The following is a 26968-nucleotide window of genomic DNA, read 5'->3' as shown; positions in this document are numbered from 1 at the left end:
CGCCCGGCGGGCAAGCCGAAGCGCGTGTTCGGCCACGAGTGCCCGCGCGTCTACACGCGTCCGGCCCGTGAACTCACACCGAAGACCTCGGCCGGGTTCTCGGCGATCCGCTTCGCGGACTACCTGCACCGACAGCTCGCCGGCACCCAGTTCGCCGAGCTCGCCCCGCCGCTGCTGCCCTGGCAGAAGTGGTTCCTGATCCACGCGCTCGAGCTGAACCCCGACAACTCGTTCCGGTTCAAGACGGTCCTGCTGTGGGTCGCGCGCCAGAACGGCAAGACGTTCCTCTCGGCGCTGCTCATCCTCTGGCGGATGTACATCGACCGGGACTGCATCGCGATCGGCGTCGCCCAGAAGCTCGCCACGGCCAAGAAGCCATACGAGCAGGCGATGAAGATCATCGCGGCGATCCCGCGCCTCAAGCAGGAACTCGACCGCGAGAGCCGGATCGGTGGCGAGCTGTGGTTCGAGCTCACTGACGGGCAGCGCTGGTGGGTCGACTCGGCGGAGAACGGCGGCCGTGGCCTCACCTTCGATCTCGTGTTCGTCGACGAGATCCTCAAGCACAAGACCTGGGCGGCATGGTCGGCGCTCTCGAAGACCACGATGGCGCGCCGACGCTCGCAGCTCATCGCGGCATCGAACACCGGCGACGTTACCTCGATCGTGCAGCGCGACCTGCACGAGAAGGCCATGAAGACGCTCGAGGATCCCGCCTCGCGCACGGGCCTGTTCTGGTGGTCGCCGCCGGACGGCATGCCGCTGGACACACCGGAGGCGTGGGCCTACTCGAACCCCTCGATGGGCTACACGATCACCGAGGACGCGATCCGCGCCGCATGGTCGACCGACCCGGCGCCCGTGTTCCGTTCCGAGGTGGGGAACCTGTTCATCGACGCATCCGCCGGTGGGCCCTTCCAGCCCGGCCGGTGGGCGGCTGGCACCGACCGCGTCTCGAAGCGCGCGCCGGGCGGCGACGTCTTCCTCTGCATCGAGGTGTCGCACAACCGCCAACTCGCGCACATCGGGTTCGCTGCGCTGCGTGCGGACGGCAACGTGCACGTGGGCATCATGGCCTCCCGTCCGGGCACGGACTGGCTCGTGCCGTGGCTCACCTCTCCCGATCGCACGTTCGCGCCCGCGGGGATCACATTCCAGACGAAGGGCGCCCCGGTCTCGTCGATGCTCGGCGAGTTCGAGAACGCCGGGCTCGAGGTCACCGAGTGGGGCGGCCCCGACCTGGGCCGAGCCACCGGCCTCTTGCTCGACGGCGTGAACCTCGGCAGCGTCTTCCATCGCGAGCAGCCGCTCCTCGACGTTGCCGCAGGCAGCGCCGTGATGAAGCAGCTCGGCGACGGCTACGCCATCGACCGCAAGAACTCGCCCGGAGACGCCTCCCCGCTATCGGCGGTGGCCGGCGCCCTGTGGCTGCTGAAGAACCCGCCCGCGAAGCCGGTACCTCGGGTTCGCACCGTACGAAGGAGGTCTCGTGGGTAGAGTCCAGAACGCCTGGCGTGCACTCACCGCCGGCGCGAGCACCCGCAGCAAGCGCCGCATGCCCTCGCTCACCGGCGCCCGCACTCTCGCCGGCGTCACCATCACCCCTGAGCTCGCGCTGCAGGTGAACGCGGTCTACTCGGCCGTGCGCCTGGTCGCCGAGGCGATCGCGTGCCTGCCGGTCTCGGTCGTAGAGAAGGCCGGCCGCTCCCGGAGGTCACCGCGCGGCCAAGACGCCGAGACGGCGCGGCTACTCACCGTGCGCCCGAACTCGGTGATGGACGCCGGCGAGTTCTGGCGGCTGCTTACTGCGTGGATGCTCATCCGCGGCAACGCCTATGTGTACGTGCAGCGCGACGGCAACGGCCGGATCCAGGCGCTCTGGCCGGTCCCGCCGACGATGGTGAAGCCGATGCGGACCCCGCTCGGGATGCTCGCCTACAAGCTCTCCCACGACCAGAAGGAATGTTGGCTGCCCGTCGAGCCCGGCCACACGGCCACCCACCTCGAGGTGCTGCACTACCGATGGTTCGGGCTCGGCGTGGAAGGCCTCTCGCCCCTCACCGTCGCCCGGCAGAGCATCGGCATCTCGCACGCCGCGACCGCCTACGTCGGCGGGTTCTTCGAGCGCGACGCGACCCCGGAGACAGTCGTCACCACGGCCGGGAACCTCTCGGATGCCCAGTACAACCGGCTGCTCGACCAGCTCGAGGACCGGCATCAGGGCTACGACCGGTCCCATAACCTCGCCCTCTTCGAGGGCGGGGCGAAGCTTGAGCGGGTGTCCCTGTCGCCCGCGGATGCCGCGTTCCTCGACATCTACAAGCTCACCCGCACCGACATCGCCGCGATCTACGGGGTACCGCCGCACAAGATCGGCGACCTCGAGCACGCCACGTTCTCGAACATCGAGCACCAGTCGATCGAGTTCGTGCAGGACGGGCTGCTCCCGCCGATCCGTCGTCTCGAACTCGTCACGGCGCAGCTGTTCGAGGGCGAGAACGTGCAGGTGAAGTTCGAGACCAAGGGGCGACTGCGCGGCGACACAGCCACACAGTCGCAGGCGTACGCCACGGGCCGCCAGTGGGGCTACCTCTCCGCGAACGACATTCGCGCGCTCGAGGACGAGGAACCCATCGACGGTGGCGACGTCTACCTCGAACCGATCAACATGCTCCCCGCCGGCTCCACCACCGTGCAGCGGGCGGGCCTCCCCCCAGCCCAGATCCCGGCCCTCGCCCCGACCGCCTACCGGGAACTGCAGCACCGCAGCGACCCGAACCCGGCAGCCGAGGCCCCCAGCTGGGTGACCCGACTCGACAACACCCTCGCCCGCTACCTCGAAGAGCTCCGAACGGACGTCACCAGCGCGCTCGCCGCCGAGCGGAGCGTGCGGTCGGTGGCGAACCTCGACGGGGACACCTGGGATGCACTCCTCGCTGAGGAGCTGCAGCCGATCTTCGCAGGTATCGTCGCCGAGTTCGGGCGCCGGGCCGCCGAAGCGGCCGGGGGCTCGTTCGCTGATGCGAAGACCGTCAACTGGGTGCTGGCGGCCGCGGCGCGGCAGGCGAGGAACTTCAACCTGTCGATCTTCCAGACGCTCGAGCAGGTGCTCGCCGACCTCGGCGACCAGCTGCCCGCGGACGCGATCAACGAGGTGTTCGACACGCAGCTGGCGCGGAACGCGCTCGTGGCCGCCGGCATCGTCAACGCGATCGGCGGGTTCGGCCGTTGGGAAGGCGCGCAGCAAACCGGGGCCCGCATGAAGACGTGGGTCGTCAACAGCAGCAACCCGCGCCCGTCCCATGCGGCGATGGCGCGTGAGACGGTGCCGATGGATCAGCCGTTCTCCAACGGCTGCATGTGGCCGTGCGACCCGTCCGGGGGAGCCGACGAGGTCGCGGGCTGCACCTGCACCGCGACATACGAGTACGAGGAGGATCTCACTTGAGAACATTCGAACGGCGAGCGTTCAGCCTCGCCGACATCCAGATCCGGGCCGCCGACGACAGCGCCGGCCGGCTCCACTTCACCGGCCGCTCCGTCGTCTACGACTCGCTGTCGGAGGACTTCGGCGGCTGGCAGGAGGTCATCCGACCCGGCGCGGCCACGCGCACGCTGCAGCAGGATCCCGACGTCAGGTTCCTCCTGAACCACGACGCGAATCTCCTGCTCGGCCGCACCGCCTCGGGCACGCTGCGGCTGACGGAGGACGACAACGGCGTGCTCGTCGACTCCGACATGGCCGACGTCAGCTACGCGCGCGATCTCGCCGTGCTCATCGAGCGGGGCGACCTGAACCAGATGAGTTTCGGGTTCTGGATCACGAACGACTCGTGGTCGGGGTCGCTGCACGAGGTGCGGGAGTTCGACCTCGACGGCGGCGACGTCAGCGCGGTCACCTTCCCCGCCTACGCGCAGACCTCCGCCGAACTGCGCGCGCTCGCGCGCAAGCGCATCGACGAGGAGCGGGCCCGGCCGCTCGCCCTCGACCTCCACCGCGTCCACGAGCTCGAGCTGCTGGCCGAGCTCTGACACACATGTGCCCGTCCATACGGTGCGGGCCGAACCAACAACCGAAAGGAGAAGTGGCATGGCTACTTCCGTTCAGCTCCGCCAGGAGCGAGCCCGCACCGTCGAGGCGATGCGAGCGATCACCGAGCGCGCGGAGGCGGAGAACCGCAACCTCACCGCCGACGAGCGCCAGTCGTACGAGCGCGGCGAGACCGAGTTCCGCGACTACACCGACCGCATCAACCGGCTCGAGGCCGAGGAGCGCCGCAACGCGGAACTCGGCGAGCCCCTCGCGGGCGGCGGGACCGGCGGCGACGGGGGCGAAGGGGAGGCCGAGCAGCGCGCCCAGGCGCGGCGCTCCGCCTTCCTGCGGTTCGTGCGCGGCGCCACGCTCGCGCCCGAGCAGCGCGCGCTCGTGGAGAACGCCGCCGGCGAGATCCTCGTGCCCGAGGATCTCGAGACCGAGATCAACCGCGAGGTGCCCCGCATCAGCGCGATCCGCCCGCTCGCCGGGCAGCGCAACACGTCGAGCAACCGAGTGCGCCGCCGCTCGCTCGACGAGGTGTCGGTCGGGTGGGGCAAGCTCGAGCTCGGCGAGCAGACCCTCACCGACTCGATGCCGGACACCCCCGAGGAGGAGTGGACCTACATCGAGGATCTCTACGGTCTCGCGAAGATCGGTGAGGACGAGCTCGACGACTCCGACGTGAACCTCGAGGCGTTCGTGCGCGACTCGTTCGCGCGTGCCGCGGCCGACGCCGAGGACACCGCGTTCACGGTCGGCGCCGGTCACGCCCAGCACCGCCCGGTGGGCCTGTTCAGCGCCGCCGGCGGCGTCGCCTCGCTGGTATCCGGTGCGACCGACTACTCGGGCACCACCGGCGCCAACGGCAAGAACCAGATCCTCGACGATCTGAAGGGCCTGATCTACGCGGTGCCGGCGCAGTACCGCCGCAACGGCGGGTTCCTGATGAACTCCCTCACCGAGCTGTTCATCTCGACCCTGAAGGACGGCAACGGCCAGTACCTCTGGCAGCCGTCCCTGCAGGCCGGCCGCCCCGCCACGTTCAACGGGTTCGCGATCGCGAACCAGGAGGACATCGCGGGCATCGCCGCCGACAGCGCGATCGCCGCGTTCGGCGACTTCAACGCCGGATACCGCGTCTACGATCGACTCGGCATGACCGTGAAGCGCCTCGAGGAGCTCTACTCCGAAGAGGGCATGGTCGGCTTCCGGTTCCGCAAGCGCGTCGGCGGCGACGTCGTCCGCCCCCAGGCCATGCGTCTGCTGAAGACGAAGACGGCCTGACCCGCCCCGCTGTGGTGGGCGCGCACCCAGCGCGCCCACCACACCCGCACGAAGGGAGCCGCCATGCCCGAACAGGCCGAGCCCGAAGACCTCCTGCTCACCCCCGCCGAGATCCAATCGCTCTCGAACCGGCCCCTCACCGCGGCGCTCGCCACCGCCCTCGCCCGCTCCGCGACCGGCGCCGTCCGGGACCACTGCGGGTGGCGCGTCGCCAAAACCGCCGAGGAGACGTTCACGCTCACCGCCCGCTCGCGCACGCTGCTCGCCGTGCCGAGCCTGCACCTGGTGGAGGTCATCACGCTCACCGAGCGTGGGCGCCCGCTCATCGCGGGCATCGACTTCGACTGGGACGAGAACGGGATCCTCGAACGCATCCGCGGCACATGGAGCAGCAAACGACGCGGCATCACCGTGCACGTGCGCCACGGCTACGAGCAGTGCCCCGAGGGCATCGGCCAGTCGATCGCGACGGCCGTGGCCCGCGGCACTCTCACCCCCGTCGGCAACGTCGTCTCCGAGACAACGCTCGGCGCGAGCCTCTCGTTCGGGCGCGGCCCCGGCGGCACCGCCGCCGGGATCATGTTCCTCCCGCACGAACTCGCCCGCCTCGACGCGCACCGGATCGCGAGCAGCCGATGAGCAGCTTCGCGCAAGAGACGATCGTGCGCCTGCGCTACCCCGCCACTAGCAGGCATGGGTCCAGCATCACCGACTTCACCGCCGACCCCGACGAGCACAGCATCGACGGATGCTGGGTCGAACCCACCGACTCTGAGGCGGCCGGCGCCGCACGCCGCGCCACACGGACCGGCTACCGCATCTCGATGCCCGCAGGCACCGAGATCATCGCCGCCACCGACCATCTCCGCGTGCGCGGCACCGAGCACGAGTGCGAAGGAGACGGCATCCAGGTCGGATCCCCGACCGGCGCCCTCGCGCACGCGCAGATCACCGTCCACCGATGGGAGGGATAATGCCCAAGAAGTTCAGACCCGACGTGCGCGGCTTCAACCAAGTCATGAAGTCGGACGCGACCCGCGCCGAGCTCTCCCGCCTCGGCAACCAGTTCGCCGCCGAGGTCGGCGACGGCTTCGAGTCCGTCTCCGACAACCGCCACCCGTGGGTCGCCCGCGAGTTCGTGCAGCCGGCCACCCCCGCCGCGCACCGCGCGAACGCCCGCGACAAGCTCATCATGCGCGCCCTGGGGAAGCGCCTTGGCTGAGCACATCGACTTCGCGAACGCGCAGGACGGCGCCGCCGCGCACCTGCACACGGAGACCGGCCGCCCCGCCGGAGACACCGCCCCCAACCCGCGCCCTCCCGAGTTCATCGAGGTGCTCGTCACCGGCGGCAGCCGACCGAACCTCGTCACCGAAGCCGTGATGCTCACCATCACCTGCGACGCCCCCACGAAGGACGCCGCCTACCGGCTCGCCAACGAAGCCCGCAGCGCCATGACCCGGCTCCGCACCCTCGACGGGCACCACGTCTACCACGTCGAAGAACTCGGCGGCCCGGCATGGTCCCCGGACCCCGACACCGAGAAACCCCGCTACGAGTTCACGGTCCGACCACACCTGAGACTCACCACCAAGGCCCCGTAGACCGGGGCCTTTCGCATTTCAAGGAGAACCGCATGACCCGCATCACCTTCGCATCCAACTGGGAGGACCGTGCCGGCACCAAGTACGCCGGTGGCGACACCGCCAACATCGACCCACCCACCGCCCGCGACCTCATCGCCCGCGGCAAGGCCCGCGCCGCGCTCGCCGCCGAACCCCCCGCGCCCGCAGCCGAACACGCCGCGTCGACGCCTGAGCCCACCACCGAAGCGGAGCCGACCGGCCCCGTCCAGAGCGCCCAGGTGAAGAGCCGGGGCAAGACCAAGGAGGTACCCGCAGATGGGTAAGAATCTCTCAAACGTCCGCGTCTACGGCGATCTCGACACCGAGGCCTACTTCGCTCCGAAGGGGTCGACACTGCCCGTGACCCTCACGGAGCCCGAAGCACCGTTCAATTCGGTCGGGTGGCTGTCGGAGGACGGCATCGATCTCGACCTGACGGCCGAGGTCACGAAGTTCAAGGGCATGCAGGGCGGCACCACGATCCGCACGAAGGTCGTCAGCTCCGAGAAGAGCTTCAAGGTGCAGTGCCTCGAGGAGAGCCCGCTCGTCACCGCAATGTTCTACGGCCACGGCGCCCCGACCGTCACCGGTACCGGGGCGAGCGCCGTCGCCCGAATCGACCTGCCCGAGGCGATCCCGATGGTGGAACGCAGCGCGGTGATCCGATTCGTCGACAACGGCATCGAGAAGTTCCTCTGCTGCGATCTGGTGCAGGCCACCGAGCGCGGCACGGTGCCGCACAAGAACACCGACATGACGGTGTACGAGATCACCTTCGAGATCATCGGCGACTGCTACATCCTCACGAACTCGCCCGCCTACCTCGAAGCGGGCGACGAGACGCCGTAACGACCGGGTGGCGCGGTGCTTGGTGGGTTCCCGCCGCGCCACCCCACGACCCGGAACCCACCAGCACGACACCAACAAGGAGAACCCATCATGCCCGAGATCCCCGCCGGCGCGAAGCAGCCGCAGGACCGCAAGAAGAAGCTGAAGAAGAACCAGTACGAGTGGCGCGGCCGCGTCTACGACATCGACGAGAACGGCCTCGACGACCTCGACGTGATCGAGGCGCTCGACAACCAGCAGATGACGTTCGTCGCGCGCCAGCTGCTCGGCGTCGACCAGTACCAGACGCTCCGTGAGCACATCGTCGAGGAGACGGGCCGCGCGAGCGGCAAGGTGTTCGGCGAGTTCATCAAGGGCCTGCTCGAGCACCTCTCCGCGGGAAACTGATCCTGCTCCTGCGCGTGCTCCGGGACTGCCCGGACCGACTCGAGGCGGACCTGCGGCGCGTGTACCCGGGGGTCCGCCTCGACGATCTATGGACCGGCGCCGAGCGCCCGCGGGCGATCGCGAACATGACCGCGCACCTCCCGCGTGGCAGCGCGGTCTGGGAATACTACGGCGGCCAACGCGCGATCACGGCGGAGACGGAGTCGCTGTGGCTCGTCGAGCACGCCACGATCGCCGTCGCCTCGGCGAAGCCCGACCGGGTGAAGCCCAGACCGTACCCGCTCGGCGTGCGCGAGCAGGAGCGACAGCAGCAGTACACCACCTCCCAGGCCGACGCCTGGCGCAGGAAGCAGCAGGCACGTCTCGACGCGGCATCTGCGGACGGCTGACGGGGTGCCCCGAACTCTAGGAGGGAGGGGCGCCCATGTCTTCCGGTCCCAGTCTCGGCGTCGCCTATCTGACCATCATGCCCTCGATGAAGGGCTCGGCCGCGATCATCGAGAAGGAGCTCGGCGGCGTCTCGACCACCGCCATCGGAGGGAAGCTCGGCCGTCAGCTCACCGGTGGCATGAAGACTGTCGCCACCGCCGCGATGGCCGGCGTAGGGGTCGCCGCCGGGGCCGCGTTCGTGAAGGGGTTCGGCCGCCTCCGCGCGATCGACGACGCCAAGGCGAAGCTGAGGGGTCTCGGCAACGACGCGAAGACCATCGAGCTCGTCATGAAGAACGCCGGCGCCTCGGTGAAGGGCACCGCGTACGGGCTCGACGCCGCGGCGACCGCGGCCGCCGGCGCGATGGCTGCCGGCATCAAGCCTGGCCGCGAGCTTGAGCGGAACCTGAAGCTCGTCGCCGATGCGGCGACGATCGCGGGCACCGACATGGGGTCGATGGGTGCGATCTTCAACAAGGTCGCGGCGTCCAACAAGGTGCAGATGGACGTCATCAACCAGCTGCACGACGCCGGCGTACCCGCGCTCTCATTCCTGGCGAAGACGATGGGCGTCACCGCCGAGGAAGCCTCGAAGCTCGCCTCGAAGGGGCAGATCGACTTCGCGACCTTCCAGCGCGCGATGGAGGAAGGACTCGGCGGCGCCGCACTCTCCTCTGGCGAAACCTTCACCGGCGCCCTGGCGAACGTCTTCGCCGCGCTCGGCCGCATCGGCGCCGGCATCATGGGCGGCGTCTTCCCCCAGATCGCGCCCCTGTTCCAGCGCATCCAAGAAGCACTCGCCCCGCTCGAAGAGCGAGCGGCCGCGCTCGGCACCGTAATCGGAGAGCGCGTCACTCCCGTCCTCGAGCAGGCGATGGGCCTCCTCGAAGGCGGCACCGGGCAGCTGTCGTCGATGACGAACGTGCTGGGCCCCGTCATCGGCGCGTTCGTCGCGCTGGGCGCCTCCGGCCTCGCTCCGCTGCTGCGGGTGATCCCCGGGCTCGGGGGCCTCGCGGGCATGCTGACTACCCTCGGCGGGCCGCTCGGCCTCGTCGCGGGCGCGTTCCTCGGCATGGTCGCCACCTCGCCCGAACTGCAGGCCGCCCTGGGCGGGCTCCTGGGCGCGGTCGGTGGGCTCGCCCAGTCACTCGCCCCGGCGCTCTCGCAGATCGCGACCATCCTCACCGGAGCCCTCACCGTGGGGCTCGGGTGGCTCGCAGACGGGCTGACCGTCGCGGTCGGGTGGCTGAGCTCGTTCCTCACGGCGATCGCCCCCTACAGCGACTTGCTGATCTCGGTCGGGATCGGCGTGGGCGCCGTGGTGCTCGCGTTCAAGGCGTGGACGCTCGCGGGCAACACGCTGAAAGCCGCGATGGCGATCTGGAAGGCCGCGCAGCTCGGGTGGACCGCAGCCTCCTACGGGGCCGCCGGCGCATCCTACGCTGCGACGGCCGCCACGAAGGGCCAGGCGATCGCGACGAACGTCGCCGCCGGCGCGCAGAAGGCGCTCAACCTCGTCATGCGAGCGAACCCCCTCGGACTGATCCTCACGGCCATCACGGCCGTCGTGGGCGCGCTGACGTGGTTCTTCACGCAGACCGACACCGGCAAGGCGATCTGGGCGGAGTTCACCCGCTTCCTCCGAGAGGCGTGGGCGAACATCTCGAGCTTCTTCCAGGCCGTCTGGGAGAACGTGCTCAAGCCCGTGTTCGAGGGCATCGGGCAAGTGCTCGGGTTCGTGTGGAACTCGATCCTCAAGCCCGTGTTCGACGGAATCGCGGCCGCTGCGACATGGGTGTTTCAGAACATCCTGGTGCCTGCGTTCGAGGTCGCGCAGTTCGCGTTCGCCGTGCTCGGGGGCATCTTCCAGGGCATCTGGGAGGCGATCCTCAAGCCGGTGTTCGACGCGATCGGCGCCGTGTTCCAGTGGCTCTACAACAACATCGTGGTCCCGGTGATCGCCGGGATCCAAGCCTATGTGCGCCTGTGGGGTGCGATCTTCAGCTGGCTGTGGACCACGATCCTGAAGCCGGTTTTCGACGCCATCGCGAAGATCTTCAACTGGATCTGGACGAACGTCATCTCGCCGGTGATCACGTGGATCCAGGACAAGCTCGGCCTGCTCGGCCTCGGGTTCCAGCTGATGTGGACCAACTACGTGAAGCCCGCCCTCGACGCGATCGCCCAGATCTTCAACTGGATCTGGACGAACGTCATCTCGCCGGTGATCACGTGGATCCAGGACAAGCTCCGTCTGCTCGGCCTCGGGTTCGAGATCATGTGGGGCGTCGTCCGCCAGGTCTGGGACAACGTCACCGGCAAGATCCAGGCCGGCTGGAACGTCGTCAAGGGCGTCATCGACACGATGTCTCGCATCGTGCGCACCGACCCCAAGAAGGCGTTCGAGGCGGCCCGCGACGCGGTCGGCACAGCGTGGGCCGGGATCCAGGATCTCGCCAAGAAGCCGGTACGGTTCGTGATCGAGACGGTCATCAACGGGCTCATCGGCACGATCAACAAGATCCCCGGCGTCAACATCCCGAAGGTGCCGCTGCCTCCGGGCTTCGCTCGAGGCGGCATCCTCCCCGGCACGTCTCGCATGTCGGACGGGGATGATCAGCTCATCATGGCCCGCCGTGGCGAGGGCATGATGGTGTCGGAGGCGCTGCGCACCTCTGCGGATCGGGCCGCCTTCCTGGCGGCGAATGACGCCGGCCGGCGCGGCGTCGGGTTCGCTTCGATGCTCCAGGGCCTCGCTCGGGGCGGCCTCGTGAACCCGCTTCCGAAGGGCTCCTACTCTGTGTCGCAGCCATACCACGGCGGGCACAACGGCATCGATCTTGCAGCCCCCTCGGGGACGAAGATCATGGCGGCCGCCACCGGCACCGTGGGACTCGCGAGCTCCGTCCCGATGGGCGGGAACGAGGTCTACGTTCAGCACGCGAGCGGCTTGGGGACGCGGTACTCGCACCTCTCGAGGTTCGCAGCCACCGCGGGCCAGACCGTGCGCCAGGGGCAGACCATCGGCTACGTCGGATCCACCGGCATGTCGACCGGTCCCCACCTGCACTACATGGTGCACAGCCCCGGCGGCGGGGGTGGGAACTACGGCAACCACGTGAACCCCGCCCCCTACCTCGGCGTGTTCTCGAACGGGTTCAACCCGCTCGTCGACCTCGTCGAGGGGATCGCGAAGTGGGCCACCGAGAAGTTCACCTCGGCGTTCCCCGGCGCCGACATGTGGGTGCAGGCTGCCGGCGGCATGATGCGGCAGGGCGTCGAACAGGCGATCGCCTGGGCGAAGTCGAAGATCGGTCTCGACGACATCGGGACAACGCTCTACGACACCGGTGGGTTCCTGCCCCCGGGCATCTCGCTCGTCGAGAACCGAACCGGCCGCCCCGAGCCGATCCTCACCGGGTCGCAGTGGGACGTGATGCGCCGCGCCGCGGAGCCGCACGAACGGTTCCCCCGCGAGGTGGTGCTGAAGGTTCGCGATCGCGAGTTCGAGGCCTACATCGAGGATCTCGCCGACGAGCGGATAGAAGGAGCCGCCTCTGCGGCGTCACCGCGCAGCCTGAACGACCGCCTCGGCGTGGGCGTCTAGTGAGCGGGCGTCGATGCATCAGCATCGGCGCCCGCTCGGCAATCGAGAGGAGACCGTGATGGTGGACTACTGGGGGCCGGCGGACGCCCGCAACAACCAGCTGATGGTGTCGATCACGTGGTCGCAGAACGCGGCCGCGAACACGACCACGGTGCGCTGCGTCTACTACCTCGTGGTGTCGCAGTGGGTGGCGTCGTCGGCGATGCAGCTGGGCTACACGATCGCCGGCGGCGGTGCGACGGTGTTCAACGGGTACGCCCAGTACGCGGCGGGCACGCACGTCGTCATGGACTACTCGCGCACCATCGTGCACAACGCGAATGGCGACGCGTCGGTGACGGTCACCGGCTACGTCTACGACGCGATCAACGCGTACATCAACGTGCCGGTCACGGTCACGAACCTCACCCTGCCGCGGATCCCGCCCCCGGTGGTGCCACCGGCCCCGCCCGGGGCCCCGGTGCTGTCGGTGGCGCGCAACAGCGACACCCAGCACACGCTCTCCTGGTCGCGGCCGGGAACGGCGGCGACGCGAGCGATCGTGCAGCGCCGCGAGAACTCGGGCGCGTGGACCCAGATCGCCTCCCTATCGGGCGATCCCGCATCCTACGTGGACCGGGCGACGAAGGCGAACCGCCGCTACGACTACCGCGTGATCCGCTCGAACACGGGCGGCTCCTCGGCCTGGTCGGGCACGGTCACCGTGTACACGACGCCGGCGGTTCCGACTGGGATCTCGGCGACGCGCACCACGGGCGGCATCCGCGTCGACGCGACGTCGAAGCCGCCCTACGCGGCCTCCTACGATGTCGCGGACGGCGACACCGTCGTGGCGTCGGGCGTCGCGCTGCCGTGGGTGCACGAGAACCCGAACGCTGCCCTGCCGCACACCTACAAGGTGCGCGCGAAGCGCGGCGCTCTCGTCTCGACATGGTCGGCGGCATCTCCCACGGTGCAGCTCACCGCACCCCCGAACGCTCCCGGCAACCTCACCCCGAATGGTGCGCTCGTCTCTTCGGAGGCGCAGGGCGTGCTCGGGTGGCGGCACAATCCGGCCGACGCGTCCGAGCAGACCCGCGCCCAGGTCCAGATGCGCCGCCCCGGCGGCGCATGGAGCTCGGCCGAGTTCGCGAGCTCGGCGCAGTCGAAGACGTGGCCGACCGCGGCCGAGATGCTCGACGAGTTCGGGATGGGCGGCGACGGCCTCGGCCTCATCGAGTGGCAGGTGCGCACCAAGGGCGCCCACCCCGACTGGGGTGCGTGGTCTGCGGTCGCGACCGCCGACGTCGCCGCACCGCCGGTCGTCACGATCACCTCACCCGAGGATCCCCTCGACTCCGCCTACTGCGTGGTCTCCTGGCTGCACTTCCAGTCCGAGGGCCGCCCCCAGTCGGCGTGGGAAGCGATCCTGCTCGATGAGGAGGGCGCGGAACTCGAGCGCCGCTCCGGTGACGGGGCGACCTCGTCTGTGACGATGCGGTACCGCCTCGAGGACCAGCACACCTACCGGGTGACCGTGCGCACCGCAGTCGGCCCGATCTGGTCCGCCCCGGTGTCGACCGACTTCGCCGCCGAGTTCGTGCCGCCGGCACCGCCGCGCGTGCTCGCCGAATGGCGGGAGGAGCTCGGCTGCGTGCAGCTGGTCGTCGGTGAGGGCGACCCGGGGGAGGAGCTGCGGGAGACGATCGCGGTCGACGTTCTGCGCTCGATCGACGGCGGCGTGACCTGGGAGGCGATCCTCGAGCAGGCCGACCCGAACCTCCTCTTCGACGACTGGGAGTCTCTCACCGCGGGGCTGACGACCTACCGGGCGATTGCCTATGCGGAGACGGGCGCCTCGGCGACGACCGACTACGTAGCCCGGGCGGACTCGCCTGCGCTGTGGCTCTCGGGCGGCATCGGCTTCGCCACCGCCGCCCGACTGCCCTACAACCCCGCGATCAAGGTGGATGCTTCCCGTGCCCGCTCGGTGCAGCGGTACGAGGGGCGGGCCCTCGGAGTGCCGTACGCCGGCGAGCAGCTCACCCGCACCGTCGACGCATCAGGAGCGCTGCTCGAGGACGACCCGGACAACCCCTCGATTGACCGCATGATCGAGCTCGCGCAAACGATCGAGCCGGTTCACCTCTACCGCGACCCGGACGGGCGCCGCATCTACGGCGTGATCGGCTCGATATCTCTCCCGCGTGAGACCGGCGCCTCAGATGGTGCCGTGTGGCGGTGGAGCTTCCAACTCGAGGAGACCGACCGGGGGTGGTGAGCATGGACCCGATCTGGGCCGGGCCTCGCCGCCCCCGCTGGCGGTACCTTCTCCTCGACGAGACCGACCAACCCCTGCGCGCCGTCGATGGCGTGGACGGTGGCTCCTGCGAGGTGGCAGCCACGACCCGTCTCGGCGGCTCCGCGTCACTCACGATCGATGAGCGCGGGCAGAGCATCGACTGGATGCGGCACCGCGTCCAGATCACCTACGACCCCGGCATCTCCGGCGCCGACCCCTGGCCAATCGCCACGATGCTGTTCACCTCCCCACGCACCGTCACCCGAGACGACCGGACAACCCACACCGTCGACCTGCTCTCCAAGATGGCCGTCGTCGACGAGGACACCGTCGAAACCCGCTACAGCCTCCCCGCCGGTACCCCGATCATCCCCACCGTCGTCGCCCTCATTGAGTCCACTGGCGAGACCCGCATCGCCACCACCGACTCCGACACCGCGCTCGCCGCCGCGATGGTGTGGGATGCGGGCACGTCGAAGCTCACGATCATCAACGACCTGCTGGGCGCGGCCGGCTACTGGTCGCTGTGGTGTGACGGCGGCGGCCAGTACCGCGTCGAGCCATACGTGCTGCCTGCCGAGCGGCCGCTCGCGGGCGAGTTCGCCGCGGGCGAGTTCGCGATCCATCAGCCGGGCTGGGAGCGCGAGCAGGATCTCGCATCGGTCCCGAACCGGTTCGTGGTGGTCGGGCAGGGCGACGACGAAGAGCCGGCACTTGCGGCGGTCGCGACGAACGAGGATCCCGAGTCGCGATTCTCATTCCAGGCGCGGGGCCGGTGGATCACCCGCACCGAGACCGGCGTTGAGGGCACGCAGGACGTGCTCAATGCGCTCGCGCAGCGCCGCCTCATCGATGCGATGTCACCGGTCGCGAAGCTCGCCGTGACGCACGCGATCGTACCGCTCAACCCGAACGACCTCATCGAGTTCCGCGGCCGCGGGCATACCGCCCGCGCGACCATCCAGAAGATGAGATTCGATCTCCGCTATGACGCGCAGTGCCGTGCGGAATGGAGAGAGCTGTGAACGCGATGACCGACCGCCTGCTGCAGCCCCTCGTCGATCGCATCGTCGACCTCGCCGCGCAGCTGCGCGCGACCCCACGCACCGAGTGGGGCGTCGTCGCCGAGGTCGACCCGCTCCGTGTCCGCCTCGACGGCGACCTCGACCCGCTCGCCGGCACGCCGGCGTCGGTGCTCCGCGAGCACGCGGTCGGCGACCGCGTGCTCTGCCTGATCCAATCCCGCCGCGTCACCATCGTCGGCCGCGGCTCCGGCCCCCGCCGTTCCGGCACGATCGTTGTCCCCACCGGCGCGCTCACTCAGGCCGGAACATCGCAGATCTGGGCCACAACGCTCGATGTGGCGGTGCCCGCGGTTGCTCCTCCCGGCACGATGATCCGCATGACGGCGCTCGCGATCGGCACTGGTTACGGTCACTTCTCGCAGGTCAACCAAACGCCCGGTCTGAGCACCACCAACGTGCGGGTCCGATTCACCCAGGTCGCGTCATCCACTCAGCAGAACCTCCTGCTGCTGTGGGAGATCGTGCCCACCACCTAGAACGGAGTCCCAATGACGAACTTCCTGCAACAGGCCCGACTCGCAGAGGACGTCGAACTGCGCTCGCGCGCGACCGCCTGCGCGGCGGGCCGAGGCGTACCCGCGCCGGCCGAGTGGACGCAGCAGCACATGTGGCAGCTCGCCACGACCCCCGGATGGTGCTGCGCCGCCAGCGACGCTGACGGGCGGAGCTCGGCGATCACCGACGCGATGATCGCCACCGCCGTCGATGACCTCATCGCCGCCGAGACCCCGCCCGACCCGCCCAGCGAAGACCCCGAGGAGAGCCCCGCCCAGTAGCGGGGCTCACCTCGTTCAGGAAGGAGCATCATCGTGCTCACCGAAGCAGATCTCGCCGCCTACGTGCAGCGCGTCCGCTACCAGTGGATCGACGTCGACAAGGTGTTCGGTGCGCAGTGCTGGGACCAGTGGTCGCACTACGCGACGAACTTCCTCGGCGTGCCGTCGTGGCCGACGTACACGAACGCCGGCGGCACCGGCCCGCACGCGGGCTGGGCCTGCAACGTCTGGCACCACTTCGAGCGATCCGGCCTCGGGCAGTGGTTCGAGAAGATCCCCGCCGGCCAAGCGCTCCGCCCGGGCGACGTCGTGATCTGGGAGCTCGGGTCGGCCTGGTACCCGCTCTCGCACATCGCGACCCTGCTCGAGGTGCTCGCGAACGGGATGCTGCGCTGCCTCACCCAGAACCCGGGCGCGGTGCAGATCGCGGATCTCATCCCGCGGGGTGTGCTCGGCGCGCTCCGCCCGAAGGCGCTCACCGTGGGCGCCTTCCACACCTCCAAGACGCCGGCGCTCGCCGCGTCGCAGAAACTCGCGGCGTTCCACCGCGCTCGCCGCCTCCGGAAAGGACGCAACACCATGTTCATCGTGCTCGAGAAGAACGCCCGCCAGGACGGGTCGCCTGCCTACGCCACCTTCACCGAAGGCGTCGAGGGCTCGTGGACCGAGATGGATACCAGCGACATGCAGGGCATGGCCGCCAACGCGCTCGCCACCCAGTACGGACAGCCGATGTCGTGCACCCTGCCGTTCTGGAAGCGCATGAAGCTGAAGCACTGCACCCCCGACGAGCGCGCAGCGCTCAAGAAGGCCGGCTGGTGAACACGATCGCGACCGCGCTCGCCGCAGCTGGGTTCGCGCTGCTCGTGCTCGCGGCGATCACCGCGACCGTGTGGGCGCGCGAGCACGGCGCACAGCCTGCCCGCGTCGTGGCGGGGTGGGTGCGGGCACGCTGGCTGCGCCTCGTCCCCGAACCCCGCTACGCGTCCACGGTGTACGCCTGCGCCTACGCCCTGTTCGTCGCGACGGGGGTGGTGACGCTCGCTTGGCCGCCGCAATCGCTCGAAGGCGTGTTCGGTGCCGGCGGCATGACCGTCGTCGGCCTGATGTTCCTCGTCGGCGGCGCGCTCGGCATGCTCGCGGGCTGGCGGGAATGGTGGGAGCTCGAACGGTGGGCGATCGTCGCGATGGTCGCCGGTCTCGCCGCGTACGCGTACATCGTGATCGTGCTCCACTTCCAGTCCACCGGGTCGCGACTCACCCAGGCCGGCGTAATCCTCATCGCCTCCTGCGTGCTCGCGCTCCGCCTCGGGATGATCTGGCGGTACCCGTTCAAGCCGAGGGGGTAGCCGGTGGGAATCATCGACAGCCCCGACAAGCTCTGGTACACCCTCGCGGGCGCCCTCCTCGTGTGGCTCGGCCGCATCCTCGCCAACCGCATCCAACAGTCCACCGAGCAGCGCCGCCAGCAAGTCGACGCGCACGCCGCGGCGCTCACTGAGAACCGCAAGCTCAAGGAGAGCCTGCACGCGCACCGCGTCGAGATGCTCAAGACCGGCACCTGGACCCAAGACACCCTGCCCCCCTTCATGAAGGAGTAACCCCATGACCACCCAGACCAAGACCGATCGCAAGAACCAGGACCGGCGCACGATCATGGCCGCCCTGATCGCTGTGCTCGTCGCCCGCCTCGTCGCACAGATCCCGGCGCTGGCCGCCGCGCTTGCGTGGGTCGACGGCGTGATCGCGGAGGCCGGCATCGTGTCGGTGCCGGCGCTCGCGCTGCTGCAGGCGATCGTGATCGCCCTCGTGATCCTCGCCTACCAGCGGCTCGCGCAGTGGCTCGGCGATCGCTGGCCGGCCGTCGAGCGCATCATGCTCGGATCCGACGCCCGCCCGCACTACGTGCCCCGCTACGCCGCCGACTGACCCATCAACGAACTGCGCCCCCGCTGCTCCTCACGGAGCAGCGGGGGCGCCTATCTGTTTGAGTAGCGATTAGATGCGCTGTTCGTTTTGGTATGGAAGCAGCTTGTGGTAGTTAATAGGTGTACTGTTTCGAGCGGGTCAGGTGGGTCAGGGTGGCATTTGTTTCCGTCAGGCCAGTCGGAATCCGCTCCATGAGAGAGATATCCACGGGCCTTCGTGCTTCGAACCATTGGCATGATCCGGCGATTCCTGAGTATCATGATGAGTTGCGAGCTCTGATCCGGCGTGACTTGGACACAGACCTTCCGGAGGCCGACTACGTGGACGCGATCGGCGCGATCAGTGACTTCTGCCAGGCTGCCAAAGCTGGGCGTCTCCGAGTAGGAGATACCCCCCGATTTCCGGTGCGAGTTGTTGGCAGTGACATCCTCGAGATGAGGCCCTTGTTCGACCCTCCCTCTAAGAGTAGTCGTCTGGTACGCATGTACTATGCTGAGCCAACAGACGACGAAGATTGTCTGTTAGCTCTTCATCTGGCAACAAAAGCAAATGGGGAGAGTGGTGTTGCCGAGCAGCAGATTCAGATTGAGCGCGCTACCCAACGCGCCAACGCATGGTCAGTTCAGTTCACGTTGGAGAAGAGGAGGCCCTAGATGGACAACTTAATTCTCGATCTGCTGGGGGAGTCGTCGGTTGACCGCTCTTCCATCGAACTCGCCGCCAAAAACCACCGTTCCCAGCGTCACCTGATCGAAGGGCTTGCGAACGCTCTTAAGGTTGCTGGAGTCTCGATTTCTTCTGTTGCAGAGAAGATGGGTGAGTCGGAACACCTGGTCTGCCAATGGCTGGATGGAGATCGAGACCTGACTCTCTCGCAGTTACGCAAGTTTGCCAACTCCATTGATGCCTTCGTGGATTACAGGGTGACTTCGCTTTCGGAATCCGCGGACCGGAAATTCAAGACCATGACTTCCTCGCATGCCTCGAATAATTGGGTGGAATGGGAGCCGGGCCCCGATCATAGGCCGGCTGAGATGATCGGTGGTCTGGGGTGAGTGACACTTCCGGACGTCACGTCGAACTCCGGAGGATCGAAGTGTTCCATTCGGACGTGGAGGAGTCAGAAGAAGTTCGGTTCGGTCTTGAATGGCATCTCGACGTGATTGCTTACACCGATTCGGGAAACATCATCGTCAGTTCTTATCTGCGGGTAGTGGAGAAGGAAGGGTTCGCCCAGACGCTTAGCCAGGCTGTCCTTCTGTCCGAAAAGATGGGGTGGGACCTAGACGACTGGCCTGAGGAAAGATTCCGGGATTGGGTGAGAGTTCATGTTGCGGAGGATCTGTACGACCTTTCGCGACGTGCGATCCAAAGTCAGGCAGCTCAGATGGACTTTCAGTTCAATCTAGAATTGTCATCGCCGGATGACGTTGAAGTGCACGAGGTGCGCTTCGAGAGTCAGGATTCATCGGAGTAGTAGCTGCAATCCACTCGCCAGGACACCCTGTGTGATTAACGCCAACCCGTACCTTCCGAGGGCTATGTGGCGTTGATCTCTCATGGCATCTGGTCTAACGCTCTGCGCCCCGCTGCTCTTATGTTCTAGTGGGGTGTTTGCTTGGTTCGAGCGCGGGAGTTACCTGCGCGCGAAAGGTCGATATGGTTTCCTCATGTTCCCTCAGGGCTCGATAGCCAGTGTCGCGGATGCGGCAATTGTCGCCACATTCTTCCAAGATTTTCTGGCGTGGTTTACCGCAATAGCGGCATTATTATCAGCCTTCGCGACCGTCGTCGCCTCTGCGGTAGCTGCTGCAGTGGCGTGGTTGGGGTTCAAACTAAGTAAGCAGACCCACGAACTGCAGCGGGAAGTCCAGGAGCAACGACGGGAGAGAGAAGTTCAAGCTGAGAATCTTCGACTTGAACAAGAGCAGAGGGTGCAAGAACGGCGCGAGAACGGGATGCGCGCCATGGAAGCAAGGCGCCAAGAAAGCGAACTCGAGGGTGACTCCATTGCCGGGCCGCATGCGTGGTTCGTGATGGAAGCTCTTGACTCAAGCGGCACGAGATTCTCGCTTAGAAACACTGGTGACCGTGACGCCGCAAATCTGGGGCTGAGTGACGCTTCACAGGGGTGTGAGGGAGAGTGGCGTTTTTACCCCGATGCTCACGTGACTGGCCTGGCTGCCGGAGAAAGCGTGGAGGTGCTTGTGCCGTCATGGGACGACGGCCGATTGGGGCAGATGGCGAAGCTTTCCTGGGGAGAGCGGGATCAACCGCATTTCCCTGACTCGGCGTATCGCGAGCAGTTCCTGCTTATCGAACGACCATCCGAAGCATAGGTCACGGTTGGGGTTCTTGGAGCCAGTGTTGCTCATTCCGTCTCTCTTCAGTGGAGTACTGGCGCCTCAGTAGCACTGGCAGTGAGCGCGTGTGAGATCTCCTCGCTCTCGAGCTGAACGCGCTCGACGAGTTCGGCGTCGCCGGGCTGCTCGGGATCAAGCCAGTCGTCGTGCTCGTCGCGTGGGAGAACGAGCGGCATCCGCGGCCAGTACTCGGCCGCCTCGCTGCCAGCGGGGGCGTCGCGGGTGACCATCGAGTACGTTGTGAGTTCACCGTCGTCGGTGGTGACGGTGGAGGTGACCGCGGCGATCCCGAACTGCTCACCATCGGGAAGCTGGAAGCGGCCCTTCTTCTCGACGTACCACGTCGCCGGCAGCAGCGCGCGGCGCTGGAACGGACGCTTCCACGAGCGCAACAGCCGGTCGTCGCGAGAGTTGAACGCGGAGAACTTCACCGGCCCGCTGCCGTCGAGCCAGAGCCACCACCACGCGAACACGAGCTCACGATCACCACCTCCGGCTCTGATGATGGGGTTCAGGTTGCGGGCCTTCGATCCCGTGATCGCGGCCCTGCCGTCGCGGCCCTGTGCCCACTCCGCGATCGCACGCTCGGACTCGCGCTGGTCGAGCGGGCGGAGGGGGTCACGCGGCTCTTCGCCAGGGTGGAGGTAGCCGCCGAGCCCGTACGAGTTGCACATGCGCTCAGGCTACGCCGCCGCGCCGGCCGAAGATACCCCCTGCCCTACGAGGGCGAGGGGCTACTCCGAGCGCGACTCCTGATCGACGGCAGCGCTCGCCGCCGCGATGATGCGGCTTACCTGCATGCGGGAGAGGCGCACGGCGGCGGCGATCGCGGTCTGGGGCATCTTGGCGGCGTGGGCGTCGAGGATCGCGGCGTCGCGGGCGGCGTGGGCCTGCTCGAGGCGGTCGGCGGCGGCTGTGAGGGCGCGGGCGTGGTTGGTCATCGTCGGCCTCGGATCGCGTAGATGAGCGCGGCCACAGCAATCACCGCGGCGGCGATGGAGATGATGAGGGTGAGGGTCTGCATGAGGGGCTCCTGGTGGACGTAGGATGGAGGGGTAGGGCCCCGAGTATCTAACGGCTACTCGGGGCCCTTCTCTGTCAGTCGCGGTTGCGCCGGTTGCGCTTCGCGGTCTGCCAGAGGATGAGGGCGGTGATGAGGTTGACCAGTGCGGTGAAGAACCCGATGATCTCCATGTTTCCCTCCCTCTCTGTCGGGGTATCTCCCCAACGTCTCTAGTGTAACATCATGTGGCACTAGAGTGCAACATGATGTTACGCAGTGGGGGTCGATCCGATCACGACAGGCTGCGCTTCTCGACGGGTTTGTGTCGCTGATCCCAGGATCGCCAAGTCACCGCGGCCGCCATCTGCACGCTCGGGAAGTATCCGACGAGCGCGCGATCGTCAGGGTTCTCATCGCCGGTCACGGATCGCCACAGCAGCGCGGACGGTCGCCCGATCCTCACGCGACGGATGATCGCGACCCGGATCGAGCCGTCGTACATCCACGCCTCTTCATCGTTGATGCGCGTCAGCGTCATCATCGGGCTCCACGGCATTCCTCCCATGCGGGCGAGAGTAGCCGCGACCCCCGACATCAGACCCGACGCACGCTGAGCATCTGCCACCCAGCGGGCACCGCGGCCCGCAGCTCGGCGTAGCTCGATCCCTCGACCTCTCGCGTTGCGTCGCGCCGCGCGTAGGTGCCGAGCGCGGTGATGGCGGTCTCGCCCTTCTTCATGGTGACCGGGGCCTGCACGAGCACGAACCCTTCTGGGCGGTTCTTCTCGAGCTGCTCCTGCACCTCGGGGAGCCCTTCTCCCTTCACCTCGATGGCGACCGATTCGACCTGGCGGATTGTGGCGAGCAACATGATCCGAGACTACCGCGCGCGTGGGGCAAACGTGGGGCAGAGGGGGACTGTAATAGGCGGTAGTGCGCTGCCCCACGCGGTGACCCTGGACCCCCGAGATTGGCGTGTTGATGCGGGTCCAGGCGGTGCGCGGTGGTGCACCGCACTGCACTGTAATCGACGGTGATGGGCCTGATAGCGTTCGCAATGAGAAGGTCAGGGGTTCGATTCCCCTCAGATCCACCCAATCGGACGTACTAGAACCGCTGACTTCGGTAGATGTTGGTTCGGGTACGAGGGCGGCGAACGGCTCAGCGAGCCGGATCGTCGCCCTTTCGTCTTCGCTGATCTCGATGCCGTTGGTCAGTGCTTGGTTGGCCAGGCGCTTGCCTTGGTCGTCGGTGCGGGCGTAGAGGGTGGCGCAGTCGACCAGCAGGCTGAGCGCGGTGCTCAGTTGCTTGCGTGATCCCTCGTGCTGGTCGTGCTCGGTCGCGAGCCTGCGGTCGATGTCCGCAAGGCCGGTGCGGATGCGGTCTTGGTGACGCTTGAGGGTCTCCAAGTCGATCGCGTCGGCGAAGTGCGCGGCGAGCAGCTTGTCGCTCTCGTTCTGGAGGCGCTGACGGTTCGCGGTCAGTTCGGCCAGTTCGTCAGAGCGGGAGGCGAGGCGTTCATCGAACGCGGCCTCGACCTGTGCCGCGAGCGCGGCGTAATCCTCTTCGGTGATCGCGATCTCGCGGTAGCAGTCAGCAACGAGTTGCTCGGCGATCCCAACCGGCACCGCGCGGCGGGTGCAGCTCTTCCGCTTCGAGGCTCGCCCGGAGCAGACGTAGTAGGCGTAGCGGACGCCCTGACGGTTGGCCGGGAAGTCCAGCTGCATCCGCGACCCGCACGACCCGCAGAACAGCGAGCCTTTCAGGTAGTGGTCGTGGGTGCGTCGCCGTTCGGAGGCTTTCTTGCGCGAGTCGAGCAACCGTTGCACCTGTTGCCAGGTCTCGACATCGACCAACGGCTCGTGCGTGCCGGTCTGTTCCGCGCCTTTGTAGCGGACGATCCCGATGTAGTACGGGTTGCGCAGCAGATCGAAGAACGTCGAGCGCCCAACCGGGCCCGAGGGTCGCTTCGGGGTCGGCACGCTGGTCAGCCCGCGCGCGGTCACGTCCGCGAGCAGATCAACGACGGTGCGTTCCCCGGCGGCGTACTGCTCGAACACCCACCGCACCAGCGGTGCGCGTTCGGCGTCGATCTCGACGGTGCGGTACTCGCGGCCCTGCTCATCACGCTTGCGGACGTTGAGGTAGCCGATCGGGGCGCGCATCGGGGTGCCGCCGGTCTCGAACTTCTGCGTCAACCCCTTGGTGACCTCAGTGGCGAGATTCTTGGAGTAGAACTCCGCGATGGACGACATGATGCCGTGCAGCAGCATCCCCGAGGGCGTCTCGTCGATGTTCTCCGTCGCCGATACCAACGTCACGCCCGCCTCGACCAGACGACGATGAATCTCCACATCATCGAGCCGGTTCCGGGCGAGGCGGTCGACCTTGTGCACGATGCAGTAGGTCACCTGATGGGTGGCGATGTACTCCAGCATCCGTTGCAGGTCGGGCCGGTCGGCGGAGCGTGCGGACTCCCCGGCGTCCACGAACTCGGCCACGATCCGGGCGCCGAGGTCTTCTGCCTTGCGAGCGTTCGCCTGACGTTGGGCGGGGATCGAGAATCCCTCGTCACGCCCGCCCTTGGACGCCTGCTCCTTGGTCGAGACCCGCTGATAGGTCACCGCCGTCAACAGCGGCGCGGTGCCGGTCTCCGTCATAGGCATCGTCAGAGTCATGGTCGTCTCCTTGCTCGTCCGCCGATGTGCAGGCGGGCGTCGAGTTCTCACTGGTGTGCTGGTCACCGATGCGACGCTGCTGCTCATCAAGCTCGTGAGCGTGGAGTTCATCCGCGATGTACAGAACCAGCGCGATCAGTCGCTTGTTGTCAGGCTTCGGGCGCAGCCGAGGTTCGGCTGAGATACGCCGACCCGTGCTCGTCACCCGGTAGTGCTTCATGTACTCCAGGTGCACGCTCGTTCCGCCGCCGCTGGATGCGTTCGTGTCGACGGGCGGCGATGAGGCGGGCGAGGCTGATGGGGCCGTAGATGAGGAACTTGAAGGTGTTGTAGATGCACAGCAGCACGATCAGGTGCAGCCAGCCGGGAGCGCCATTGTCGATGAGGGTGGTGCACCAGTAGGCGATGGCGAAGTAGACGACTGACAGCAGCATCGCTGGTGCGCCCCACTTGAGACCTCGCCGGGTGCGCAGCGCGTCGAGCAGGATGTTGGTAGGCATCCAGGTACGCAGGAACATGCGGATACGGATGCTGGTGTTCCAGATCAGTCGAAGCATGATCAAGTCCTCCCAAGCGGCGACGCCTTGATGGGATGGACTTGCCTGGGCGGTTCCCTGGCTCGTCATGCCGCCTCCACAGGGGTGACGGCCTAGTTGGTAATAAATCGCCTGCGCCTTGATCCTACCCGCTTCGGTCGGACTCGGGAAGAGCAGCCGGGGCGGGCCGTTGGGCGGTGTGCACCTGCCGCGTGGGAGGTGCGGCATGGAGCACGAGGGGCAGTTGGCGTTCGACTTCGAGGAGTTCGAGCGTGAGGAGGCCCGTGCCCGGCTGCACGAGTGGGCGGGCGCGCCGTTGCACTTCACCACGGACTACTACCCACCCGCGATGCTGGATGAGGCGTTCGCGCACTGGCGGTTCCTCAACGGTGACTTCGGTTCGTTCGGCCGCAGCCACATGTGGCATCGCAGCATCAGCGGCGGCACGGTGGAGTTCGGGGAGCACCGCGCCGAGTCGTTCACCGCCGATCTGCGTCCCGAGCCGGGCGCGGAGGGGCCGGGCGATCTGCTGACGATGGTGGTGTGCGAGCCGTGTGAGTGGCACTCGCCCGCCGGCAGCGAGAACGAGGCGGTCGAGGCGTGGCACGACCACGCCGTACCGGGGTGGCGCGAGCTGCCGGTGGTTCCGCGTCAGGTGCGGGTGCGCTCGGAAACGGGACTGACGAAGGTCGCGCTGCGGTGGATCGAACAGCGATACCCGGCGCACATGCAGGTGCCCGGCGCGCCGATCATCACCGAACGCGCACAGTACGGCACCCGGCATGTGGCCGGGTATTCGCCGTGGGGCGGCTACGACCTGTCGGCTACCGCCCTGGAGCGCCCGGCCCGCACGCAGCCGGGCCGCTCCATCCGGCGGGAAGCGGCCTGGTTCGAGTCGGCGCAGCCTGCGGCATCCGCGGCGCGGCGCGGGCGGGTGCTCGGGGACTGACCCCCACACAGGAGCGTGGGGCCGAACCGTGCTGGTTCGGCCCCACCGATGTGCGCGTAGACGTTCAGGTGATCTCGCCGGTGTCGGGGTCGAGGCTGGCGTAGAAGTCCTCCTCGGTCTGGCGGCGACGTTCGACGTCGGCGATGACGAAGGCCACGAAGTCTTCGTCGCGGTCGGTGATCGGGGTGTCCTCGATCGGTTCGGCGTCGTCCTCGCCGGGCCAGACGGTCTGGCGGGTGGGCCGGTCGCGGTCGAGGCGGGTGCCGCACGCGGCGACCCAATCGCGCAGCCGCTGCCGGGCGTCGGCGAAGTCCCGATGCCAGCCGATCGGTGCCGACCCGTTCTGCTGCGGGTCATACGCGCACAGCCAGTGCGTGTGCAACGCGCTCAGTTCCCAGTGCAGTTCCGGATGCCGGTGCCACATCGGAGGGATCACCGATGCGGGCAGGCCATAGGTGGCGCGAAGCCAGTTGACCCACTGGTTCAGCTCCAGCCACGCCGCCTCCGCGTCATCGGCGGTCAGCAGGTTCCAGTTGATCGGGCCGGGCGGCTCATCCAGCATCGGCCCGAGATCGCCGCGTGGGGGCATCGATGCCGGGTCGAGGTCGGGATCGGGCCTGTCCTCGGGCTCCTCGTCCGCCACGGGAGTGTGATCGTCGCTCATGGCTGGCTCCGTTCAGTGGCCCAGCGTCGCAGGCTCGCGTACCTGAGCGGACTGCTCAGGACGCTCGAACGCCTGGCTGCGCTCGGTGCCCATCGCTTCGCGGGCGGCACCACCGCGCGGCTCACGGTTGATGGCCAACCGGGTGGTCACCGGGTTCGGAGTGAGCGTGTCGGCCCGGAACTCCTCTCGTTCCTCGCCGGTGACGCGATCGGTGAACTTCTTGAACTGTCCGGTGGCGATGAAGTCGTCCCCCTTCTTGAACATCTCCATCGCTGCTTCGGCGGCCTTGTAGCGAATCGCGAGGTCGTGGTAAGTCCGGCCCGTGTTGGTGAACCTGCCGTCGTCCTCACGTCGCCAGTGGTCGACGCCGACACGCGCGTAGAACCTTGGCGTGCCGGTTTCCTCGCTGGTAGTCAGTCTCGGGTCGCCGGCGATGTGGCCGACCATGATGACGCCGCTCTTGATGCCCATCGCATTTCCTCCTGCCT

Annotated in this window: 31 protein-coding genes; 25 read left to right on the top strand and 6 right to left on the bottom strand. The window is 67.7% G+C overall.

The window, feature by feature from the left end; translation table 11 throughout:
* Positions 1 to 24 precede the first annotated feature (24 nt).
* The 24 genes from H490_RS21340 (at position 25) to H490_RS32005 (ending at position 20627) form a co-directional block, all read left to right on the top strand.
* Positions 25 to 1497, top strand: coding sequence for a hypothetical protein (locus H490_RS21340; RefSeq protein WP_017883474.1), 1473 nt, complete (start codon positions 25 to 27; stop codon positions 1495 to 1497).
* Entirely contained in the window at positions 1490 to 3448 is a 1959-nt protein-coding gene (locus H490_RS21335; RefSeq protein WP_017883473.1) for a phage portal protein, read from the top strand. Before H490_RS21340 ends, H490_RS21335 begins: the two co-directional genes overlap by 8 nt.
* Complete coding sequence (locus H490_RS21330; protein WP_017883472.1) at positions 3445 to 4032, top strand: HK97 family phage prohead protease; 588 nt, start codon at positions 3445 to 3447, stop codon at positions 4030 to 4032. The genes H490_RS21335 and H490_RS21330 overlap by 4 nt, the downstream gene beginning before the upstream one ends.
* 58 nt (positions 4033 to 4090) lie before the next feature.
* Positions 4091 to 5320, top strand: coding sequence for a phage major capsid protein (locus H490_RS21325; RefSeq protein ID WP_017883471.1), 1230 nt, complete (start codon positions 4091 to 4093; stop codon positions 5318 to 5320).
* Between the two features lie 63 nt (positions 5321 to 5383).
* Entirely contained in the window at positions 5384 to 5959 is a 576-nt protein-coding gene (locus H490_RS21320; protein WP_017883470.1) for a hypothetical protein, read from the top strand.
* Positions 5956 to 6294, top strand: coding sequence for a hypothetical protein (locus H490_RS21315; protein ID WP_017883469.1), 339 nt, complete (start codon positions 5956 to 5958; stop codon positions 6292 to 6294). The genes H490_RS21320 and H490_RS21315 overlap by 4 nt, the downstream gene beginning before the upstream one ends.
* Positions 6294 to 6542, top strand: a complete 249-nt coding sequence (locus H490_RS21310) for a hypothetical protein (protein WP_017883468.1) — start codon at positions 6294 to 6296, stop codon at positions 6540 to 6542. Before H490_RS21315 ends, H490_RS21310 begins: the two co-directional genes overlap by 1 nt.
* Positions 6535 to 6924, top strand: coding sequence for a hypothetical protein (locus H490_RS21305; RefSeq protein ID WP_017883467.1), 390 nt, complete (start codon positions 6535 to 6537; stop codon positions 6922 to 6924). The genes H490_RS21310 and H490_RS21305 overlap by 8 nt, the downstream gene beginning before the upstream one ends.
* Positions 6925 to 6956: 32 nt before the next feature.
* Complete coding sequence (locus H490_RS21300) at positions 6957 to 7229, top strand: hypothetical protein (RefSeq protein ID WP_017883466.1); 273 nt, start codon at positions 6957 to 6959, stop codon at positions 7227 to 7229.
* Positions 7222 to 7794, top strand: coding sequence for a hypothetical protein (locus tag H490_RS21295; RefSeq protein ID WP_017883465.1), 573 nt, complete (start codon positions 7222 to 7224; stop codon positions 7792 to 7794). Before H490_RS21300 ends, H490_RS21295 begins: the two co-directional genes overlap by 8 nt.
* A gap of 90 nt (positions 7795 to 7884) precedes the next feature.
* On the top strand, positions 7885 to 8181 hold the full coding sequence (locus tag H490_RS21290) for a hypothetical protein (RefSeq protein ID WP_017883464.1): 297 nt from the start codon (positions 7885 to 7887) through the stop codon (positions 8179 to 8181).
* Between the two features lie 125 nt (positions 8182 to 8306).
* A complete protein-coding gene (locus H490_RS21285; RefSeq protein WP_152424209.1) occupies positions 8307 to 8570 on the top strand; it encodes a hypothetical protein in 264 nt (87 codons plus the stop codon).
* A 35-nt stretch (positions 8571 to 8605) separates the two neighbouring features.
* Positions 8606 to 12217 (top strand): peptidoglycan DD-metalloendopeptidase family protein, encoded by a 3612-nt coding sequence (locus tag H490_RS31055; RefSeq protein ID WP_017883462.1) that lies wholly within the window; start codon positions 8606 to 8608, stop codon positions 12215 to 12217.
* 58 nt (positions 12218 to 12275) lie between these two features.
* Entirely contained in the window at positions 12276 to 14477 is a 2202-nt protein-coding gene (locus tag H490_RS21280) for a fibronectin type III domain-containing protein (RefSeq protein WP_017883461.1), read from the top strand.
* 113 nt (positions 14478 to 14590) lie between these two features.
* Positions 14591 to 15523, top strand: coding sequence for a hypothetical protein (locus H490_RS21275; RefSeq protein WP_238560313.1), 933 nt, complete (start codon positions 14591 to 14593; stop codon positions 15521 to 15523).
* Positions 15524 to 15528: 5 nt separating this feature from the next.
* Positions 15529 to 16059, top strand: coding sequence for a hypothetical protein (locus H490_RS21270; RefSeq protein WP_238560324.1), 531 nt, complete (start codon positions 15529 to 15531; stop codon positions 16057 to 16059).
* Positions 16060 to 16071: 12 nt separating this feature from the next.
* Positions 16072 to 16359: a hypothetical protein gene (locus tag H490_RS21265; protein ID WP_017883458.1), complete on the top strand. Its 288-nt coding sequence runs from the start codon at positions 16072 to 16074 to the stop codon at positions 16357 to 16359.
* Positions 16360 to 16392: 33 nt separating this feature from the next.
* The gene (locus tag H490_RS31050) at positions 16393 to 17181 is read left to right on the top strand and encodes a hypothetical protein (RefSeq protein WP_017883457.1); all 789 of its coding nucleotides are present in this window, start codon (positions 16393 to 16395) and stop codon (positions 17179 to 17181) included.
* The gene (locus tag H490_RS21260; protein WP_017883456.1) at positions 17178 to 17708 is read left to right on the top strand and encodes a hypothetical protein; all 531 of its coding nucleotides are present in this window, start codon (positions 17178 to 17180) and stop codon (positions 17706 to 17708) included. Before H490_RS31050 ends, H490_RS21260 begins: the two co-directional genes overlap by 4 nt.
* A 3-nt stretch (positions 17709 to 17711) precedes the next feature.
* Positions 17712 to 17960 carry a hypothetical protein gene (locus H490_RS21255; RefSeq protein ID WP_017883455.1) on the top strand — a complete coding sequence of 83 codons (249 nt, stop codon included), beginning with the start codon at positions 17712 to 17714 and terminating at the stop codon, positions 17958 to 17960.
* Between the two features lie 4 nt (positions 17961 to 17964).
* Entirely contained in the window at positions 17965 to 18288 is a 324-nt protein-coding gene (locus H490_RS21250) for a hypothetical protein (RefSeq protein WP_017883454.1), read from the top strand.
* Between the two features lie 653 nt (positions 18289 to 18941).
* Entirely contained in the window at positions 18942 to 19343 is a 402-nt protein-coding gene (locus H490_RS32010; protein WP_152424207.1) for a hypothetical protein, read from the top strand.
* A gap of 41 nt (positions 19344 to 19384) precedes the next feature.
* A complete protein-coding gene (locus H490_RS21245) occupies positions 19385 to 19765 on the top strand; it encodes a hypothetical protein (protein WP_017883453.1) in 381 nt (126 codons plus the stop codon).
* Between the two features lie 133 nt (positions 19766 to 19898).
* Entirely contained in the window at positions 19899 to 20627 is a 729-nt protein-coding gene (locus H490_RS32005) for a hypothetical protein (RefSeq protein WP_128386629.1), read from the top strand.
* Positions 20628 to 20674: 47 nt separating this feature from the next.
* On the opposite strand, the gene H490_RS21235 is transcribed toward H490_RS32005, so the two are convergent.
* From H490_RS21235 to H490_RS21220, 4 genes are all read right to left on the bottom strand, one after another.
* The gene (locus tag H490_RS21235) at positions 20675 to 21325 is read right to left on the bottom strand and encodes an SOS response-associated peptidase family protein (protein ID WP_017883451.1); all 651 of its coding nucleotides are present in this window, start codon (positions 21323 to 21325) and stop codon (positions 20675 to 20677) included.
* Between the two features lie 60 nt (positions 21326 to 21385).
* Positions 21386 to 21592: a hypothetical protein gene (locus tag H490_RS21230; protein WP_017883450.1), complete on the bottom strand. Its 207-nt coding sequence runs from the start codon at positions 21590 to 21592 to the stop codon at positions 21386 to 21388.
* A 354-nt stretch (positions 21593 to 21946) separates the two neighbouring features.
* Positions 21947 to 24331 carry a recombinase family protein gene (locus H490_RS0115705; protein ID WP_081611610.1) on the bottom strand — a complete coding sequence of 795 codons (2385 nt, stop codon included), beginning with the start codon at positions 24329 to 24331 and terminating at the stop codon, positions 21947 to 21949.
* A gap of 149 nt (positions 24332 to 24480) precedes the next feature.
* Positions 24481 to 24888 carry a hypothetical protein gene (locus H490_RS21220; RefSeq protein WP_031289822.1) on the bottom strand — a complete coding sequence of 136 codons (408 nt, stop codon included), beginning with the start codon at positions 24886 to 24888 and terminating at the stop codon, positions 24481 to 24483.
* Positions 24889 to 25093: 205 nt separating this feature from the next.
* Between H490_RS21220 and H490_RS21215 the strand changes: the two genes are divergently transcribed.
* The gene (locus H490_RS21215; protein ID WP_017883445.1) at positions 25094 to 25816 is read left to right on the top strand and encodes a DUF6349 family protein; all 723 of its coding nucleotides are present in this window, start codon (positions 25094 to 25096) and stop codon (positions 25814 to 25816) included.
* 64 nt (positions 25817 to 25880) lie between these two features.
* On the opposite strand, the gene H490_RS21210 is transcribed toward H490_RS21215, so the two are convergent.
* The gene (locus H490_RS21210; RefSeq protein ID WP_017883444.1) at positions 25881 to 26480 is read right to left on the bottom strand and encodes a hypothetical protein; all 600 of its coding nucleotides are present in this window, start codon (positions 26478 to 26480) and stop codon (positions 25881 to 25883) included.
* 12 nt (positions 26481 to 26492) lie between these two features.
* Positions 26493 to 26951, bottom strand: a complete 459-nt coding sequence (locus H490_RS21205) for a single-stranded DNA-binding protein (protein ID WP_017883443.1) — start codon at positions 26949 to 26951, stop codon at positions 26493 to 26495.
* Positions 26952 to 26968: the final 17 nt, after the last annotated feature.

This window comes from Leucobacter sp. UCD-THU (assembly GCF_000349545.1).
Lineage (GTDB): Bacteria > Actinomycetota > Actinomycetes > Actinomycetales > Microbacteriaceae > Leucobacter > Leucobacter muris.
This window is presented reverse-complemented; position numbering and strand designations above follow the sequence as displayed.